Below are 17,665 nucleotides of genomic sequence, written 5' to 3'. Positions count from 1 at the left end.
TATGAGCAATCGTAAGCCTTATGTTCGTGAGATGAAGAGAACGTGGTGGAGCAACCATCCGTTCTACCGCTTCTACATGCTACGTGAAGCGACTGTACTGCCTTTGATTCTATTCACTCTGTTCCTAACCTTCGGTTTGGGTGCACTAGTGAAAGGCCCTGAAGCGTGGGAAGGTTGGTTGAGCTTTATGGCTAACCCTATCGTCGTTGGTATCAACATCGTGGCACTGCTAGGCAGCTTACTGCACGCTCAGACCTTCTTCAGCATGATGCCTCAAGTAATGCCAATTCGCCTGAAAGGTAAATTGGTTGATAAAAGAATCATCGTACTGACTCAGTGGGCAGCGGTGGCTTTTATTTCTTTAATCGTTCTTGTTGTGGTGTAAGGAGCTTTCGTTATGAACACAAACTACAAAGTTAAGCCTGTTAACCACAACCCTCAACGCTCTGATGAGCCAATCTGGTGGGGCCTATTTGGTGCTGGCGGTACTTGGTTCGCGATGATCACACCAATCACAATCTTAGTGCTGGGTATCTTAGTGCCGATGGGCATCATCGATGCGGACGCAATGAGCTACGAACGTGTGTCTGAATTTGCCACCAGCATCATCGGTGCGCTATTCATCATCGGTACGCTAGCACTGCCAATGTGGCACGCAATGCACCGTCTTCACCACGGCATGCACGACCTTAAGTTCCACGTCGGCGTTGCGGGTAAAGTGGGCTGCTACTTCGTTGCAGGTCTAATCAGCGCATTGTCTGTTATTTTCATCTTTATGATCTAAAAGCAGATACGGGATTCGAGTAATCGAGTGTCGAAGAGCTTAAAAGCAGAAAAACGAAAGCAGAGCTAGGTTATCCAGCTCTGCTTTTTTGTTGTTTGTTGTTTGTTGTTTGTTGAATATCTTATCTCTCTGACTCGGCTCTGATCTTCCTGCTTTTCGTATCCCACTTACTCGCATCTGCTCCTTCCGCTCTTCCCCGATCTTGAGGTACAAAAAAAGGCCGCCTAAGCGACCTTTTTCAGATACTTGAAGTAAATTACTTCACACGACCAACGTATTCGCCAGTACGAGTATCAACCTTAACAACTTCACCGATTGCGATGAATAGAGGTACGCGAACTACCGCGCCAGTTGCTAGAGTTGCAGGCTTACCGCCAGTACCTTGTGTGTCGCCTTTCAGGCCAGGATCGGTTTCTGTTACTGCGATCTCAACAAAGTTTGGTGGAGTTACTGTGATAGGGTTATCATTCCACAACGTTAGAGTACATACGTCGTTTTCAACTAACCATTTAGAAGTCTCGCCTACTGCTTTTGCATCAGCAGCGATTTGTTCGAATGTTTCGTTGTTCATGAAGTGGTAGAATTCGCCATCGCTGTATAGGTAGCCTAGTTCAACGTCTACAACGTCCGCTAGTTCTACTGTATCGCCTGACTTAAATGTTTTCTCTAACACTTTGCCTGACAGCAGTTTACGAAGTTTAACACGGTTAAACGCTTGGCCTTTACCTGGCTTAACGTATTCATTTTCGATAATTGAGCAAGGCTCGTTATCCATCATGAATTTTAAACCGCCTTTGAATTCATTGGTGCTTACTGACGCCATGATTTTCTCTTCCACATCTTTGAGTTAATTTCAATGCCGCATATCATAACCCGAAAAGTCGAATCTGTTGAGCAAAACTGGCTCAAACAACTATCGAATGCGATCTCTGACCCGACAAAACTGCTTGAGGCATTGGAAATAGACCCAACACCGTGGCAAGCAGGCTTCGCTGCTCGTGAGTTATTTGCACTTCGGGTACCTCTTAGCTTTGTCGAACGAATGGAAAAAGGCAACCCACACGATCCATTACTACGACAGGTTTTACCGTTAAGCGAAGAGTTTGAGGTACACCAAGGCTATTCCGCTGATCCACTGGAAGAGCAAGAGAACGCAATACCAGGCTTGCTGCACAAATATAAGAATCGTGCATTGATGATTGTAAAAGGCGGTTGCGCGATTAACTGCCGCTACTGCTTCCGTCGTCACTTCCCTTATCAAGATAACAAGGGCTCAAAATCGGTTTGGCAAACCAGCCTCGACTATATGGCTCAGCACCCGGAGATCAACGAGGTCATCTTATCCGGTGGCGATCCTCTGATGGCAAAGGACAGCGAACTCGAATGGCTGATCAATGCCATCGAGCAGATTCCGCATGTAAAAACGGTTCGTATCCATAGCCGCTTACCTGTCGTGATTCCAGCACGTGTGACCGACGAACTCTGCCAAGTATTAGCTAACACTCGTCTCAATGTTGTCATGGTTAGCCATATCAATCACGCCAATGAGATCCATGCAGAGCTCAAACAAGCCTTCCACAAGCTTAAGTTAAGTGGTGCAACTCTGCTCAACCAAGGTGTGATGCTTAAAGGTGTAAATAACAGCGCTAACTCATTGAAAGAATTAAGCGAAAAGCTATTCGACGCCGGTGTTTTACCTTACTATATGCATGTACTTGATAAGGTTCAGGGCGCCGCTCATTTCTATATTTCAGATGAAGAAGCGAAGCATCACTTTAAGGGGTTAATCTCTGAGGTTTCTGGCTACCTAGTACCTAAGTTAACCCGTGAGATTGGCGGGCGCAGCAGCAAAACACCACTCGACCTACACATTGAATAGAGAAGTTGTATCAATGAAACACAATACCTCAGTAGCTCCACCAGCAATCACTCAACCAGGGCTTAAGTTCAGCTCAAGAGGCTTCACCATCATCGAGCTGGTCGTGGTGATCGTGATTCTAGGTATTGTGTCGGTCACCGCAGCTTCTAAGTTCCTCAACCTGCAAACTGATGCGCGCATCTCGACATTAAACGGCCTTAAAGGCGGAATGGAGGGTGCAAGTGCTATGCTTTATGGTAAGACATCAGCACTAGGCTTGGATAAGGCTGTCAGCGCATCGATTAACGTTGAGGGTGACGATATATTGGTCGCTTACGGTTACCCTGCAGCGATGAACGATCAAACTTGGTCAATGCTTATCGAATCCACGTTCTTGGATGCGGTTTGGGATACGGGCAGAGCTGACTGGTTCTTTACCAACACTGACGCGAACGATGGCATTATTCTTTATGCGCCTTCGAGCCGAAAAAATCAGGCAGATAACTGTTATCTTGAGTACCAAGAAGCGACAGAGACCACGACACCAGTCTTCACCTTAACAACAGACGGTTGCTAGACTGCAAGTCACCTTCATCAATCGTTAAGACAAAAAGTTTTTGTTCGATCGTCCGGTCTATTATTAGCATACTCGGCTCTATTCTAAATTTTTAGGAGGGGTGATATGACACAATTTATAGAACAAACTCTCAACCTTGCCCCCTTTAGCTGGGCAGGCCTTGCAGTATGCATGCTGTGTGGTTCGTTGATCGGTATTGAACGACAAACACGCGGTAAACCGGTAGGGATCAGGACATCGATTCTGATTATAAGCGGTACCTATTTCTTCCTTACCATGGCGATTAGCCTTTCACCTAATACGCTCGATCAAGCTCGTGTTCTTGGTCAGATCATTACTGGGGTAGGTTTCCTTGGTGCTGGGGTAATGATGACTCTGGATGGTAAGATTCATGGTGTCACTTCAGCCGCGATTATCTGGGTACTCGCTGCATTAGGTATGATGATCGCCCTTGGTCACCTTTCACAGTCCGTGATTATCACGCTGTTGGCACTAGTGATTCTGCTTGGTGTCGATAAGGTGGAAAACAGCTTCCAAAGCCTGCGTCGTGGCGTTCACCAAAAGTGGATGAGAAAAGGGCGCGTGAAGAAATAGCGCAGCACTTGATAGCCTTAGTGGTAATGCCAATGATACAAAGAAGCCTAGTCAAACGACTAGGCTTCGCATTATTTTGGGAGAACTTAATACACCTGAATACACACCTGATTCTTACCCGCAGCCTTTGCCTTATAGAGCTGCTCATCAGACGAACGAATACTCTGGTTTTCCCACAAGTGCCCTACGCTGTCGAACTTATACAAAGAGTAAAGCGTCGCGCCACCAGACACTGAGATACGAATCTTGTCACCCGTAGGGCATCGATAACTCTGTAGGCTAATGTCGTTTTGAATTCGCTCAAAGATCGATGAAAGTAACTCCGACGATTCACCCGTAATCGCGACAACAAACTCTTCGCCACCAAACCGCGCCACAATATCTTGCTGCCTAACGCTGTTCAGCATCAACCGAGCAACATGGCAAATCACCTCGTCCCCCACTTTATGGCCATGCTGATCATTAACGACTTTGAAATCATCAATATCAAACACGCCAACACCAATAATCGGCTCCTCATCCTGCGCCAGTAATCGAGCCTCAAAACCACGTCGGTTCAGCAAGCCCGTTAATGGGTCGCGCATTGCTAGCTCATTTAAACGCTGGTGCTCTTGTCTTGTATAAAAGCGCCATAGCCATAAAACCGAGAGCAGATACAAAACCAACAGTATCGAAAGCTGAATCTTCTCCATTTCCAAGATATGCAGAAAGTGCTCGCTCTTATCTTCTTCAATACTCAGATATAACTGGGTGTCAATGTCATCAACATACAGAGGTTTGGAATAAGTAAAGTCCATAAACCCATATTTGTTTGCGCCTCGCGTACTGGTGACTTTGTAGCCATGGGTAGGATTTGATACTAGGTTAGAGACATAGCCATCGACACCCAACACCCCTTTAAACTCACCATTAACGTAGATTCCTTTGGTTAAGGTCACCACTTTCTGACCTGTCAGGTAGTCATCATATTGGCCGGTATACACCACTTGGTCTTGCCCTTGAGCTAAGCCAAAGCGAATCGTATTCACCCAATAAGGCCTGCTATTCACAACCGAATCAAAGGTGTCGCCCTTGATGTAACTGGCAAAATCAGAAGGCGAAGAGATAATGAATTTCTCTTTTGAAATGAAGTAAATCGCAGAAATGGTATCGATGGTATTGGCAAAATAAGCCATGGTCGGCGCGATGAACAGGCACTTACCCGCTTCGGTATAAAGGTCCGATTTCGGGTTGCACATATCACGAGGGCCAGAGAACATAAAATCAAAACGAGGGGCATGTTGCTCCTCACTGGTGAAGTAACACGTCTCACCCTCGATCTTTTTGTCATGCGAGAATACGTAGGTATCCCCATGCAGTGGATAAAGCGCAGTGATGTTGTACTCAAGCGCATTTATGATCTGTGTGAGCTCCGCTAAAGAGCGTGTCACGCCTTGGTTTTCCATTCCATACTGTTTATCTGATTCTTCCGCTGAATCAACGAGCAACAAGCTCAAAACTACTAAAAAACTGGCGGTCAGGCCTAAGAAAGCCTTTTTAAAATCGACGGTATGGTGGTTAATCAAAGCATATAAATCATCATTGGGAATTTATCGCATATTGTACTTATAAGTAAAAATACTGCAATAGAAAATATAAAACAATATGCTTATCCATTTTGGAGGGGCGTTTGGAAATCTATAAGAAAATGCTGAGTTGCAATAACGCCTAAGTCAGATGCACTTAGGCGTTATGAATCACTATAGTAACACTAAGACTTACTTAGCAAAGTTTACAATCGGGAAGCACGGGAAGAAACCGTTGTCAGCACAGTTGATCAGACCAACTTGTACGCCTTCGATTTTGTTGGTTTTGTTGAAGATACCAACCTGAACCGTAGACACTTCTGAAAGGTTCGCTGCACCAACATCAACCATAGTGTTACCTTCTGAGTAGTTGACGAAACTCACGTTTGCGCCTTTCACATCATTAGTAATGTTCACTGCACCAAGGTTAACACCGGTTGTTTTACCCGTATTCCAGTTGAAGAAACCTAGAGATGCACCGGTCATTTCTTGGTTCACTTTTGATGCACCAAAAATACCAAGGTTCACACCTGTGGTCGTTTGCGTCTCAGACATACCAACAACGGCAAGATCGACACCTTTAAGGTCGTTTACTTGTCCGTGAAGCAGAGCCAAGCGCACACCGCCAACCGCATCTGAATCCGGTGCGTTGAAGCCGTTAATCGTTGAAAACATAACAGGCGAAGAAGCAAACGCTGCCGGTGCCATTACTGCTGCAGACACAGCAAGTACTGAAAGTAGTTTTTTCATTGGGGAGTCTCCACTGACTTATTGTTCACTTGATTAATCCATTTTTAATCAAGCATTTATTGTCCTTTATTAAACAGCTATCCATGTTAAATCAATGTCATAACTGTACTGTTGAATATAAGCCGCTAAATCATAAAGAGCAATGGAAAAGCCGAAGATCAGATACGGGATGCGAGTAACGAGAGAAGAAGAGAAAAAAACAGAGACCGAAACCTCCGCTCTAACGCTTATTATTCCAAACAAAAATCTAGGCGAGAAAATCAGCATGTTTCACAAGCTTATAGCCCACACACTTATTGCCGCATCTAAAGCGATGTCATCCTAAAAAATTTATTGATAAAAGCTCAACAGACCTCAGGTATTCAAAAACTAATGTTCGTTAAATTCTGAAAATAAACTAAATTTTAATATAGGAATAGAACAATATGAAATAGTGGGAGTATCATGGTTAAGGAACCTACGAATAAACAGACCATTAAAGCGATTATTTCGCGTGGTTTTTTGGCTATCGTGTTATTTTTAGGCCTTTATATCTATGTTAGCCATGTTCTGAAGAACAAAGAGCAGGACATGATTAATCTCCAGCTCAGCCTTTCTGAAGCTTATGGCGTTATGCTCTCTGTCAGACGACAAGAGCAGCAGTTTGTTTCCACAAGGCAACCAGAGATTCAAGAACAACTCAATATAAAGCGAAGTCAGCTGATCGAAAAGCTGGCTGAGATCGATGGGAAAATCGTACGAAGCGACCTCAATATTTCTTTTAATTATGCCAAAGTTGTCGAGTATCTCAACGAGTACCACACCGCCTTTACATTATTAGCCCTTGAGTTAGTCAGCATACATGGCAAGAGGGACCAAATTGGGCTCATTGAGAAACTAAAAAATGCAGCGTTGACACTTGAGCGCTTCGTACATGAATCCAATAATGTGCAGCTTGAAGAATTGACTTTAGAAACACAAGATCTCATGTATCAGTTCTTTACCGATTTTGATCAGACAACATTAGATAAGATTGTCGATTCATTGTTCAAAATCCAAGATGAAATAGAACAGAATTCCCGAACGATCAGTGCATTAGCTTCGTTTAATAATTTTAAACGCCACTTTTGGCGATTGCAGCGAGGGTTAAAGAGTGTCGGGTACAGCTCTGATAGCGGCCTCAAAGGAGAACTCACCAGCAGTATTTATCATGTTGAAGATGAGCTCAACTTACTTTTCACCGAAACACCCAAGCAGATCGCAGAGAGCCTGACGCAGATAAAGTTGTACAGCTACTTATCGACAGCCGCATTAGGAGGGGTGACGTTACTGGTGCTGCTTTATGTTGTGTGGCGTGCCAGTCAACTTGAAACTCAATTGATTGTTTCACAAGAGAAAGCACGACAAGCAAACCGTGCAAAAAGTGCCTTTCTTGCCAATATGTCTCATGAGATACGGACACCGCTTAATGGCGTGATTGGTATGTCAGAAATACTGGCAGAAACCAAACTATCCGCAGAACAGAAAGACTGCCTTGGGACTATCTATACCTCTTCTCAAACCTTACTTATGTTGATCAACGATGTTCTCGATCTGTCCAAAATTGAATCGGGTAAACTGGAAATTAATCCACATACGACAGACTTAAGAGAGCTGCTGTTTGATAGCGTGACTCTGATTTCTTCTAAAGCTTATCAAAAGCAGATTAAGCTGGAAGTTGAAATTGATGGCGAGCTCCCAGAGTACATTCATGTTGATGGGAATAAGATTCGCCAAGTGTTGATGAATTTAGCCTCAAATGCGATCAAATTTACAGAACAAGGCTCTATCGTATTCACCGCTAAACGGCTTCCATCATTGGAAACAGAGTGTGTGGTCGAGTTTTCTGTTCGAGATACGGGTATTGGTATCGCAGCAGACCAACAAGAGCACATTTTCAAAGCGTTTTGCCAAGAAGACACCAACATCACCTCCAATATTGCGGGGACCGGATTAGGGCTTAGTATTTCGTCACGTATGGTGGAAATGATGGGAGGCTCGATAAACGTTGAGTCAGAGAAAGACGTGGGCAGTTGCTTTCATTTCCAATTAGCCGTAGTGCCATCAGATCATTCTGAACATAAAAATCGTAAACAAACCGTTGTCTATTATTCAGATGCGCCATCAAAACTTTTACTCGATGACTTGTTCCGCCTTGGTTACTCACCACAACTAAAATCAATCGAAACAAACTTGGTGGCAACTGACCTCCCAGAGATCGCTTTGATGGAAGATATTAACCAAGCCAAAACACTGCATCGCTTAGCACCAGAGGTGAAAATCATCATAGTGAAAGATAATCTTAGTGATCCTATGAGTGAGTGTCATTTTATCTCAGGCTATGTGACTCTTCCTATGCTCGGTTCCCGCTTAAGTAGCATGTTGAACTCCGTGCTTGAAAGGTCACAGCCACCCCCCCCTCAACATCAACCAGAGCCGATAGAAGCGACTGTACGTCAAAAAGTCCTCGTAGTTGAAGATAACCGCGTAAACCAGAAGGTGGTATGTATCAATTTAGATAAGTTAGGAATTGAATATTGGGTTGCCAATGATGGACAAGAAGCGATTGATTTATATAAAGAGCATCATCAAGACATCGGCCTTATCTTGATGGACTGCATGATGCCGAATGTAGATGGCTTTGAGGCAACAGAGCGAATCAGGCGCTATGAAGAAAACCTGCAACTTCAGGCAACATATATCCTCGCTTTAACGGCATCCGTGCTCGATGATGATATTAAACATTGCTTCGAGTGTGGAATGAACGATTATCTTCCAAAGCCATTTAAGCGTGACATGATGCTGCAAAAAATTGATGAACAACAGTTTACGCACAAGGCAGGCTGACCAAGGAGCTTTGGAAAAAAGAGTGATGGTGAAGCTGAAATACAGATACGGGATGCGAATAAATAAGACTTTAAGAACAAAAAAACGGAGACCGAGGTCTCCGTTTTCTAAAGCTTATGTATGGCTCTCTCTGTTACGAGAAAGGGGGATGATTACATCATGCCGCCCATGCCACCCATACCGCCCATGCCGCCCATATCAGGCATTGCAGGAGCTGAGTCTTGAGGCTTGTCTGTCACCATCGCTTCTGTTGTGATCATAAGACCAGCAACTGATGCTGCGAATTGTAATGCAGAACGAGTTACCTTAGTTGGATCTAGGATACCCATTGCAATCATGTCGCCGTATTCGCCAGTCGCCGCGTTGTAACCGTAGTTACCTTCGCCAGCACGAACGTTATTAGCAACAACAGACTCTTCATCGCCTGCGTTCTTCGTGATTTGACGGATAGGCGCTTCCATTGCACGTAGTGCAACACGGATACCGACGTTTTGCTCTTCGTTGTCGCCTTCAAGGTTAGCAACTTTAGACGCAGCGCGGATAAGTGCAACACCGCCACCAGCAACCACACCCTCTTCAACGGCAGCGCGGGTTGCGTGAAGTGCATCTTCTACGCGGTCTTTCTTCTCTTTCATTTCAACTTCAGTCGCAGCGCCAACTTTGATTACTGCAACACCGCCAGCTAGCTTAGCTACGCGCTCTTGAAGTTTCTCTTTGTCGTAGTCAGACGTTGCATCTTCGATTTGTTGACGGATTTGAGAAACACGACCTTGGATCATTGTCTCTTCACCCGCACCATCGATGATGGTTGAGTTTTCTTTAGTGATGGTTACGCGCTTAGCTTGACCTAGGTCTTCTAGCGTTACTTTCTCAAGATCTAGACCGATCTCTTCAGAGATAACCGTACCGCCCGTTAGGATAGCGATGTCTTGAAGCATAGCTTTGCGACGGTCACCGAAACCAGGTGCTTTAACAGCCGCCACTTTCACGATACCGCGCATGTTGTTCACAACGAGAGTTGCTAGCGCTTCGCCTTCTACATCTTCAGCGATGATTAGAAGTGGACGAGATGCCTTAGCAACTGCTTCTAGAGTCGGAAGAAGTTCACGGATGTTTGACACTTTCTTGTCGATTAGAAGGATGAATGGGCTTTCTAGATCAACAGAACCCGCTTCTTGGTTGTTGATGAAGTAAGGAGATAGGTAACCGCGGTCGAACTGCATACCTTCAACTACGTCTAGCTCGTCTTGTAGAGCCTGACCTTCTTCAACGGTGATTACACCATCACGGCCTACTTTTTCCATCGCTTCAGCAATGATGTTACCTACTGTCGCGTCAGAGTTTGCAGAGATAGTACCTACTTGTGCGATAGCTTTTGTATCTGCACATGGAACAGAAAGGCCTTTTAGCTCTTCAACCGCTGCGATAACTGCTTTGTCGATGCCGCGCTTAAGATCCATTGGGTTCATGCCTGCTGCTACAGCTTTTAGGCCCTCAGTGATGATAGCTTGAGCAAGAACGGTTGCTGTAGTTGTACCGTCGCCCGCTGCGTCATTCGCTTGCGAAGCCACTTCTTTAACCATTTGAGCGCCCATGTTTTGGAACTTATCTTCAAGTTCGATTTCACGTGCAACAGAAACACCATCTTTAGTGATCGTTGGTGCGCCAAATGATTTGTCTAGAACAACGTTACGACCTTTAGGACCGAGCGTTACTTTTACCGCGTCAGCCAGAACGTTTACACCTTCTAGCATTTTAATACGTGCGTCGTTACCAAATTTAACGTCTTTAGCAGCCATCTTTATTTCCTTTAAATTCTTTATTCAGTCAGTTCAGGTTTATGGGTCGGATTACTCAACGATCGCCATGATGTCGTTTTCAGACATGATCAGAACTTCTTTGCCGTCGATTTTTTCAGACTTAGTGCCGTAGCCTTCAGCAAAGATAACAGTGTCGCCAACTTTAACGTCCAATGGTTGTACTGAACCGTTTTCTAAAATGCGGCCTTTGCCAACAGCTAGAATTGTACCGCGAGTTGATTTTTCAGCGGCAGAACCAGTTAGAACGATGCCACCAGCAGATTTAGATTCAACTTCTTGGCGCTCAACGATAACTCGGTCGTGTAGAGGACGGATATTCATCGGTCGTATCTCCTGATAATTTCCATTTAATATGATAGTTGCCACGATTGGCATGGGTTAATCAGTATGTTGGGGCAATGTGAAAGATCCCAAGGGGTGAAAGGGAAAAATTGTGATCCAAAGAGCAGATACGAGTAAACGGGATGCGAGATACGAAAAGCAAAAACGCCCCTGCGAGTAATCCTGTGTAACTGTCAGGGATAAAACAAAAGAAGGCTGCGTATCTTTTCTCCGCTTTTAGCTCTTCGATACTCGTTTACCCGCATCTCGTATCTGCTTTTAAAACTCGTTTCTTCCCTTCCCGCCCGCATCTGTTTATCCTACGCTTTTGGTTTCTATCGGCGTTTTGCATGCAAGATAAACACGGGCTATTAACAGCCCCAATTGAGAGTACATTGCGTACCATGACCATACCGACCATATTCGGTATGGTGGCGATCTTGATGTTTAACCTCGTCGATACTTTCTTCATCTCATTGCTTGGCACCCAAGCCTTAGCCGCGGTGAGTTTTACCTTTCCAGTCACCTTTGCTATCAACTGCATCACCATGGGGATTGGGATTGGCTTATCGACATGTATCGGTCGATTGCTTGGCCAAGGCAGCGCACAAAATGCAGCACGCTTTACCTGTCATGGCTTATTGCTGGCTCTGCTTCTGGTCGGCTGCGCGTCTACGCTAGGTATTATCGCCTTAGAACCACTGTTTACCCTGTTAGGGGCAAAGCAAGAGTTGTTGCCGCTGATATCGGAATACATGTCGGTGTGGTATCTCGCGATCCCGTTGTTGGTCATTCCCATGGCAGGCAACAGCGCGATTCGAGCGACCGGTGATACAAAAACGCCCGCCAAGATCATGCTACTGGCTGGGCTTATCAATGGCGTTTTAGATCCGCTACTTATCTTCGGGTATGGGCCTTTCCCTGAACTGGGGATTCAAGGCGCTGCGATTGCCAGTGGTTTCAGTTGGTTTGGCGCTTTGTGTGGCTCACTCTACGTATTAATGGTGCGAGAAAAACTGCTTGCGCCTCCTAAGCTAACAAACATCGTCAGTGACTGGCGACAGATCCTGAAAATAGGCACCCCAGCGGCTTTGTCTAACGCTCTGAACCCACTTGCCGGCGCTATCATCATGATGATGCTGGCCAAACAAGGGACTGAAGCCGTGGCGGCGTATGGCGCAGCACAACGTATCGAGTCCATTCTTATCATTGTGTTGATGTCTCTTACTTCGGCGCTTACGCCTTTCATGGCGCAGAACTTTGGCGCAAACAACCCTCAACGCAGCTTTAAGGCACTTTTTCTCAGTATGCGTTTTGCTGTGATGTTCCAAGGTTTGATTTTCTTAATGATGGTGCCGTTGAGCATTCCTTTAGCCGCCCTGTTTTCTCAAGAAGAATCCGTCCGAGGCATATTGTGGCATTACCTGTTAGTCGTTCCCTTTAGCTATGGATTCCAAGGCATTGTGATGATGCTGATCAGTGGAATGAATGCCATGCACCAACCACTGAAAGCCTTTCAATGGAGCTTCATGCGTTTGTTTGTCTTTACCTTGCCATTCGCTTGGATAGGCAGCCAAATTGATGGTGTCGAAGGGCTGTTTATAGGCTTAGCCTTGGGGAACATTGTCGGTGGTATTTCAGGGTATTGCTTTGCACTTCGTGTTAGAACTAAAGCAGATGCGGGATTCGAGTAATCTATAAAAAAGCCCGCACTTTGAAGTGCGGGCTTTCAAAATCGTTAAAGCTCAACGTGAACCGCTGAGCAAAACCATTACTTAACGATCACATCGCCTGACATCTCAGCCGGGATTGCGATACCAGATAGAGAAAGCATCGTTGGTGCTAGGTCAGACAGCTTACCGCCTTCTTTGAACTCAACGTCTTTGCTACCCACGTAGATAAGTGGCACTGGTAGGTTAGTGTGCGCTGTGTGGATGCCGCCCGTTTCTGGGTTTACCATCATTTCCGCGTTACCGTGGTCTGCTGTGATAAGCAGTTGGCCATCGGCTTCTTTGATTGCGTCAACTACTTTGCCAAGACATTCATCTAGCGACTCTACGGCTTTAACTGCTGCATCGTAAACGCCCGTATGGCCAACCATGTCACAGTTAGGGAAGTTACAAACAATAGCGTCGTATTTGCCGCCTTTGATCGCTGCAACTAACTTTTCAGTCAGCTCTGGCGCGCTCATTTCTGGCTGTAGGTCGTACGTTGCTACCTTTGGAGAAGCAACAAGCTGACGCTCTTCGCCTTCAAACTCGTCTTCGATACCGCCGTTGAAGAAGAACGTCACATGCGCGTATTTCTCTGTTTCAGAGATACGTAGCTGCGTTTTGCCTTCTTTCGATAGCCACTCACCGTAAGTGTTCTCTAGAGAAGCCGGTGGGAACGCACATAGCAGTGGGATGTCTGCTGCGTATTGAGTCAACATCACAAAATCGATCGCTGGGAAAACACTACGCTCAAAACCGTCGAAATCAGGCACGAATGCACGCGTGATTTCACGAGCACGGTCAGCACGGTAGTTCATGAAGATAACTGCATCGCCATCAACGATAGCGGCAGACTCTTCACCTTCAGCTTTGATTTCAGTCGCTTTCACGAACTCATCGTTTTCATCACGAGCGTAAGCCGCTTCTAGGCCAGCTACTGCTGTGTCGAATGTGAACTCTGCTTTTGCTTGAGTCAGCAGGTCGTAAGACTCTTGAACGCGATCCCAGTTGTTATCACGGTCCATTGCGTAGTAACGACCAATAAGCGAAGCCACACGGCCTTTGCCTAGCTTAGCGAACAGTTCTTGGAAGCGTGCCAATGTGTTTTCTGCGCTACGTGGCGGCGTATCACGGCCGTCTAGGAATGCGTGCAGGTAGATTTTCTCTGCGCCACGCTCTGCTGCCATTTCAACCGCTGCGTAGATGTGATCTTCATGAGAGTGAACGCCACCTGGAGACATAAGGCCCATGATGTGAACCGCTTTGTCTGCTTTCACCGCTTTATCGATAGCATTCACTAGCGTTTCAGTTTGGCCGAATTCGCCGTCTGAAATTGATTTAGTAATACGAGTAAGATCTTGGTATACCACGCGACCCGCACCGATGTTGGTGTGACCCACTTCAGAGTTACCCATTTGGCCATCAGGTAGGCCTACATCTAAGCCAGAAGCCGAGATTAGCGTGTTAGGTTGGTTAGCAATAAGACCGTCTAATACTGGTGTTTTAGCGTTCGCGATAGCGTTGTCTTGGTTGTCTTCACGGTAACCGTAACCGTCAAGGATCACTAGAGCCATTGGCTTCTTAGCTGACATAGGACTGACCTCGTTCAATTCAAAATAAATCGGTATAAAAACAAATTAGCGTAATTTTACTACAGTTTACAGTCAAAACTGTAGTGGAAGATCAAGAAAGGGCGCAGGTAGGCAGATCGGATGTGAAAAAAAATGTCATTTTGTGTTTAAGACTTCGATACAGCATTAGAAACCAGACTATGCAACACATCGCACTGGCCATTCTCTGGCTACATTAAATTACATATTAAAACCTAATCTCACACGCAAGACACAATGGACAAAACATACTCAACTGAGTGTACACACCAATAACTTTAACGTAAGATACACGCAAATAAAATTATCATAAAAACTGGCTAGAGTTCATTATGTTATTAGAGCTATCATTTGTTGGCTTCTTCTCCTTTTCCTCACTATTTTTGATGAGAAAAGTGGCAAAATCCATTGGCTTAGTGGATAAACCGAATGAGAGAAAGTTACACACTGGTGCGATCCCATTGGTAGGTGGTATAGCGATCAGCTTAACCATTGGCCAATTCATCGTTACCCATCCAGACGTCATCCCGCATAGCCCACTCTTTTTAACTTCTGTTATTGCGCTTATTATTATCGGGGCGCTTGATGATAAATTCGACATTAGCTTCAAAATACGACTGGTGGTGCAAGCAATTCTCTCCATCGGCATGATGTATTTCGCCGACATTCGATTAGACAACATTGGTAACCTGTTTGGTACTGGCAACCTGCATTTAGGCTTCCTGAGCCCTGTAGTAACCATACTTGCAGTGATTGGCGCGATTAACGCGTTCAATATGGTCGACGGCATTGATGGATTGTTAGGTGGGCTTGCTATTGTCACTTTTGGCGGTATCGCCGTTTTACTTCAAGTCGACAGCCAACACGGCTTAGCGTATTTATGCGTGGTGTTCATTGTCGCAACCATTCCTTATATCATGATGAATCTTGGTATTCTCGGGCGAGAGCGTAAGGTCTTTATGGGCGACGCAGGCAGCATGATGATTGGATTTACTGTGATTTGGCTCCTGTTAGGCGCAAGCCAAGATCCATCAGAAACTATGATGCGACCGATTACTGCACTGTGGTTAATTGCTGTTCCGCTGATGGACATGGCTGCGATCATGTTCAGACGCGTACGCCGCGGTGACTCCCCTTTCAAGCCCGACCGTGAACACCTACACCATATTTTCCAACGCCTTGGTTTTACATCGCGTCAAACGCTCGCCATCATTTGTGCTATCGCAAGTAGCTTTGCAGGTTTCGGTATCTACGGTGAATTCCTAGCGATCGCTGAATCGACCATGTTCATCCTGTTTATGATGTGTTTTATTTCTTACACCGTAGCCATGAGCTATGTTTGGCGTATTACCAGCTGGATTAGAAGTTGGCGCAACCTTCCAGAAAAAGTCTACTAGTGATTAGAAGTGTATTAATAGTTTAGTTTCCAGAAAGTACGTTCAATGAACGAGCTTTCAAATCAAAACTTCTTAAGCAAAACGTAAAAAGGGCCCAACCTCATATTGAGATTGGGCCCTTTTTCTGTGTTTATTTTGGTTTAAGCGATTGTGATTTAACTCTGAAGCACGTCACGATGACGAAGAACACACTAAGCTCTGGCACTTGGAAGTATTCGTCTAATAGGCCCAACGTTGAATAAACGAATAGCAACAAGCAAATCAAAACTAAAGACCCGCGTGGAGTAAAACTTGCGCCGTTAAGCCGCTATGCTAATCTCATTGTGTTAGGTGGTTACTCGGCCCTCAGGTGACCTTCAGTGAAAATCGAGCGTTGGTGATAGGCGCTTACATCAAGAGGACAACATCATGTTAGCCCCAATTCTCAGTGCGTTGTTAATGACGATTCCCTTTATCGCGGTCAGTGATAAGGTTCCTTCTTGGCTCAATGTCACCGGCTGGGCGTTGATCGTATTGATGCTGTTGCTAGGCTGGGCCACATTAAAAGCCGATAACATCATCGCTTGGTGTGAAAAGCAACGGGATAACGACCGCCCGACTCGTTAACACGAAGGCTTACCTTTTACTCACATTAACGTTTAGAAAACCGCCGCCTTAAAACGGCGCATTTTCGCTAGGGCTTCTCTTTCACGTCTTGTATTTTCGTCTCTTCAGCGTCATTGGGACGTCTTGAACACACCTCTTCAAATTGATTTAACGTCGTTTCATCGATCGCGCCTGATTGGTGTAAATCATTGACGGTCTCACTCACTGTCTTCAATACATCGCTCATCTCATCCTCACTTTGATGCTCACAACCTTTGCTTTTGTCCTCTAAGCTTAACAGAAGCGATGCCAAAACGAACTCATAAGATCAGTCGCAACTGGCAAAGTGAATCATCGCTTGTCAGCGCTTTTCAACATTAAGCAAACCTTAACTTAAAGACTCAAAGTTTGTGACAGAACCGGGGATTCGCAAGAATACGGCGTTGATATGTGTTTTAATCAAAACTTGCCAAAAAGTAATCCATTGGCTTACACTTCATTTATGCATACAATCGTTGAATTACCCGAATACAAGAAACGAGTTGAAAAGCTCCTTTCTGAGGAAGAGAACAAGCAAATCATTAATTATCTAGCAGAGCACCCGAAAGCCGGTGTGTTAATGCAAGGTACAGGTGGAATTCGTAAGCTCAGGTGGGCAAAAGAGGGCAGTGGTAAAAGTGGTGGTGTAAGAGTTATCTATTACTACCATAGTGAAGAAATACCATTGTTTATGCTTTCTCTCTTTGGCAAAAACGAGAAAGCTAACTTATCTAAAGCTGAATGTAATGTTCTTAATAAACTAACCAAAATACTTGCAGACAGTTACGGGAGGCAATCATGACTAATTCATTTGAAAGTATCCAGCAAGGTCTAATGGAAGCCATTGAATTCGCAGATGGCAAAAACAAAGAGGCTACAGTTCACAAGTTTGACTCTGTTGACGTTAAAGCGGTGCGTAATAATGTAGCAATGACTCAGACTGAGTTTGCATCTACATTTGGTATCAGTCTAGGTACATTACGTCACTGGGAGCGTGGAGATAGAACACCAAGAGGTCCTGCTTTAGTGTTACTGAATGTACTTGCGAAAGATCCCCAAGCAGTAATCAGAGCTCTTGCTTGAACTACTACACCTCTAAAGGAGTGTTGATTCCTATCGCTCTACCATTAGAATAGAGTCGGCTTACATTGTCTCTTATAGGCGTTTAACGTGTTGGTCGTCCCTACC

The 17,665-nt window shown here is 45.1% G+C and carries 18 protein-coding genes; 11 read left to right on the top strand and 7 right to left on the bottom strand.

The genetic code is table 11. The features are described 5' to 3' along the window. Position 1: 1 nt before the first annotated feature. Together frdC and frdD are read left to right on the top strand one after the other, a co-directional pair. Complete coding sequence (gene frdC / locus AC3CH3_RS01175) at positions 2 to 385, top strand: fumarate reductase subunit FrdC (RefSeq protein ID WP_123322497.1); 384 nt, start codon at positions 2 to 4, stop codon at positions 383 to 385. A 12-nt stretch (positions 386 to 397) separates the two neighbouring features. Further along, the gene (gene frdD, locus AC3CH3_RS01170; RefSeq protein WP_017067166.1) at positions 398 to 784 is read left to right on the top strand and encodes a fumarate reductase subunit FrdD; all 387 of its coding nucleotides are present in this window, start codon (positions 398 to 400) and stop codon (positions 782 to 784) included. A 256-nt stretch (positions 785 to 1,040) separates the two neighbouring features. Here the strand turns inward: frdD and efp are convergent, their stop codons facing one another. Further along, entirely contained in the window at positions 1,041 to 1,607 is a 567-nt protein-coding gene (gene efp / locus AC3CH3_RS01165) for an elongation factor P (RefSeq protein ID WP_017067165.1), read from the bottom strand. A 33-nt stretch (positions 1,608 to 1,640) separates the two neighbouring features. Between efp and epmB the strand changes: the two genes are divergently transcribed. The 3 genes from epmB to AC3CH3_RS01150 all read left to right on the top strand — a co-directional run bounded on the left by epmB (position 1,641) and on the right by AC3CH3_RS01150 (position 3,813). Next, entirely contained in the window at positions 1,641 to 2,663 is a 1,023-nt protein-coding gene (epmB, locus tag AC3CH3_RS01160) for an EF-P beta-lysylation protein EpmB (RefSeq protein WP_488537562.1), read from the top strand. Positions 2,664 to 2,676: 13 nt separating this feature from the next. Then, the gene (locus tag AC3CH3_RS01155) at positions 2,677 to 3,219 is read left to right on the top strand and encodes a prepilin-type N-terminal cleavage/methylation domain-containing protein (RefSeq protein ID WP_488537561.1); all 543 of its coding nucleotides are present in this window, start codon (positions 2,677 to 2,679) and stop codon (positions 3,217 to 3,219) included. A 105-nt stretch (positions 3,220 to 3,324) separates the two neighbouring features. Then, on the top strand, positions 3,325 to 3,813 hold the full coding sequence (locus AC3CH3_RS01150) for an MgtC/SapB family protein (RefSeq protein ID WP_076657050.1): 489 nt from the start codon (positions 3,325 to 3,327) through the stop codon (positions 3,811 to 3,813). An 86-nt stretch (positions 3,814 to 3,899) separates the two neighbouring features. Here the strand turns inward: AC3CH3_RS01150 and AC3CH3_RS01145 are convergent, their stop codons facing one another. Beyond that, the gene (locus tag AC3CH3_RS01145; RefSeq protein ID WP_488537560.1) at positions 3,900 to 5,378 is read right to left on the bottom strand and encodes a sensor domain-containing diguanylate cyclase; all 1,479 of its coding nucleotides are present in this window, start codon (positions 5,376 to 5,378) and stop codon (positions 3,900 to 3,902) included. 192 nt (positions 5,379 to 5,570) lie between these two features. After that, entirely contained in the window at positions 5,571 to 6,128 is a 558-nt protein-coding gene (locus tag AC3CH3_RS01140; protein WP_017068001.1) for a VC2662 family protein, read from the bottom strand. 444 nt (positions 6,129 to 6,572) lie between these two features. Here AC3CH3_RS01140 and AC3CH3_RS01135 point away from each other — a divergent pair, with 444 nt between their 5' ends. Continuing rightward, positions 6,573 to 8,993, top strand: a complete 2,421-nt coding sequence (locus tag AC3CH3_RS01135) for a hybrid sensor histidine kinase/response regulator (RefSeq protein ID WP_488537559.1) — start codon at positions 6,573 to 6,575, stop codon at positions 8,991 to 8,993. Positions 8,994 to 9,145: 152 nt separating this feature from the next. Here AC3CH3_RS01135 and groL read toward each other — a convergent pair whose 3' ends face one another. Both groL and AC3CH3_RS01125 read right to left on the bottom strand, forming a co-directional pair. Further along, on the bottom strand, positions 9,146 to 10,792 hold the full coding sequence (gene groL, locus AC3CH3_RS01130; protein ID WP_373958822.1) for a chaperonin GroEL: 1,647 nt from the start codon (positions 10,790 to 10,792) through the stop codon (positions 9,146 to 9,148). A 51-nt stretch (positions 10,793 to 10,843) separates the two neighbouring features. Beyond that, positions 10,844 to 11,134, bottom strand: a complete 291-nt coding sequence (locus AC3CH3_RS01125; protein WP_017061289.1) for a co-chaperone GroES — start codon at positions 11,132 to 11,134, stop codon at positions 10,844 to 10,846. A gap of 350 nt (positions 11,135 to 11,484) precedes the next feature. On the opposite strand from AC3CH3_RS01125, the gene AC3CH3_RS01120 reads away from it, so the two are divergent. Further along, positions 11,485 to 12,828 carry an MATE family efflux transporter gene (locus AC3CH3_RS01120; protein ID WP_488537558.1) on the top strand — a complete coding sequence of 448 codons (1,344 nt, stop codon included), beginning with the start codon at positions 11,485 to 11,487 and terminating at the stop codon, positions 12,826 to 12,828. Positions 12,829 to 12,905: 77 nt separating this feature from the next. On the opposite strand, the gene gpmM is transcribed toward AC3CH3_RS01120, so the two are convergent. Beyond that, complete coding sequence (gpmM, locus tag AC3CH3_RS01115; RefSeq protein WP_488537557.1) at positions 12,906 to 14,438, bottom strand: 2,3-bisphosphoglycerate-independent phosphoglycerate mutase; 1,533 nt, start codon at positions 14,436 to 14,438, stop codon at positions 12,906 to 12,908. Positions 14,439 to 14,788: 350 nt separating this feature from the next. Here gpmM and wecA point away from each other — a divergent pair, with 350 nt between their 5' ends. Next, complete coding sequence (gene wecA / locus AC3CH3_RS01110; protein WP_488537556.1) at positions 14,789 to 15,853, top strand: UDP-N-acetylglucosamine--undecaprenyl-phosphate N-acetylglucosaminephosphotransferase; 1,065 nt, start codon at positions 14,789 to 14,791, stop codon at positions 15,851 to 15,853. Between the two features lie 408 nt (positions 15,854 to 16,261). Next, the gene (locus AC3CH3_RS01105) at positions 16,262 to 16,459 is read left to right on the top strand and encodes a hypothetical protein (RefSeq protein WP_371714710.1); all 198 of its coding nucleotides are present in this window, start codon (positions 16,262 to 16,264) and stop codon (positions 16,457 to 16,459) included. A 67-nt stretch (positions 16,460 to 16,526) separates the two neighbouring features. Here the strand turns inward: AC3CH3_RS01105 and AC3CH3_RS01100 are convergent, their stop codons facing one another. Further along, positions 16,527 to 16,685 carry a hypothetical protein gene (locus AC3CH3_RS01100; RefSeq protein ID WP_488537555.1) on the bottom strand — a complete coding sequence of 53 codons (159 nt, stop codon included), beginning with the start codon at positions 16,683 to 16,685 and terminating at the stop codon, positions 16,527 to 16,529. 201 nt (positions 16,686 to 16,886) lie between these two features. Between AC3CH3_RS01100 and AC3CH3_RS01095 the strand changes: the two genes are divergently transcribed. Beyond that, complete coding sequence (locus AC3CH3_RS01095; RefSeq protein WP_488537554.1) at positions 16,887 to 17,279, top strand: type II toxin-antitoxin system RelE/ParE family toxin; 393 nt, start codon at positions 16,887 to 16,889, stop codon at positions 17,277 to 17,279. Beyond that, positions 17,276 to 17,560: a NadS family protein gene (gene nadS / locus AC3CH3_RS01090; protein ID WP_488537553.1), complete on the top strand. Its 285-nt coding sequence runs from the start codon at positions 17,276 to 17,278 to the stop codon at positions 17,558 to 17,560. Before AC3CH3_RS01095 ends, nadS begins: the two co-directional genes overlap by 4 nt. The last annotated feature ends 105 nt before the right edge of the window (positions 17,561 to 17,665 follow it).

The sequence above is a fragment of the Vibrio sp. QJM3NY_35 genome (genome assembly GCF_057785915.1).
Note: the sequence above shows the minus strand (reverse complement) of the source record. Positions and strands in the feature narration are given on the sequence as shown.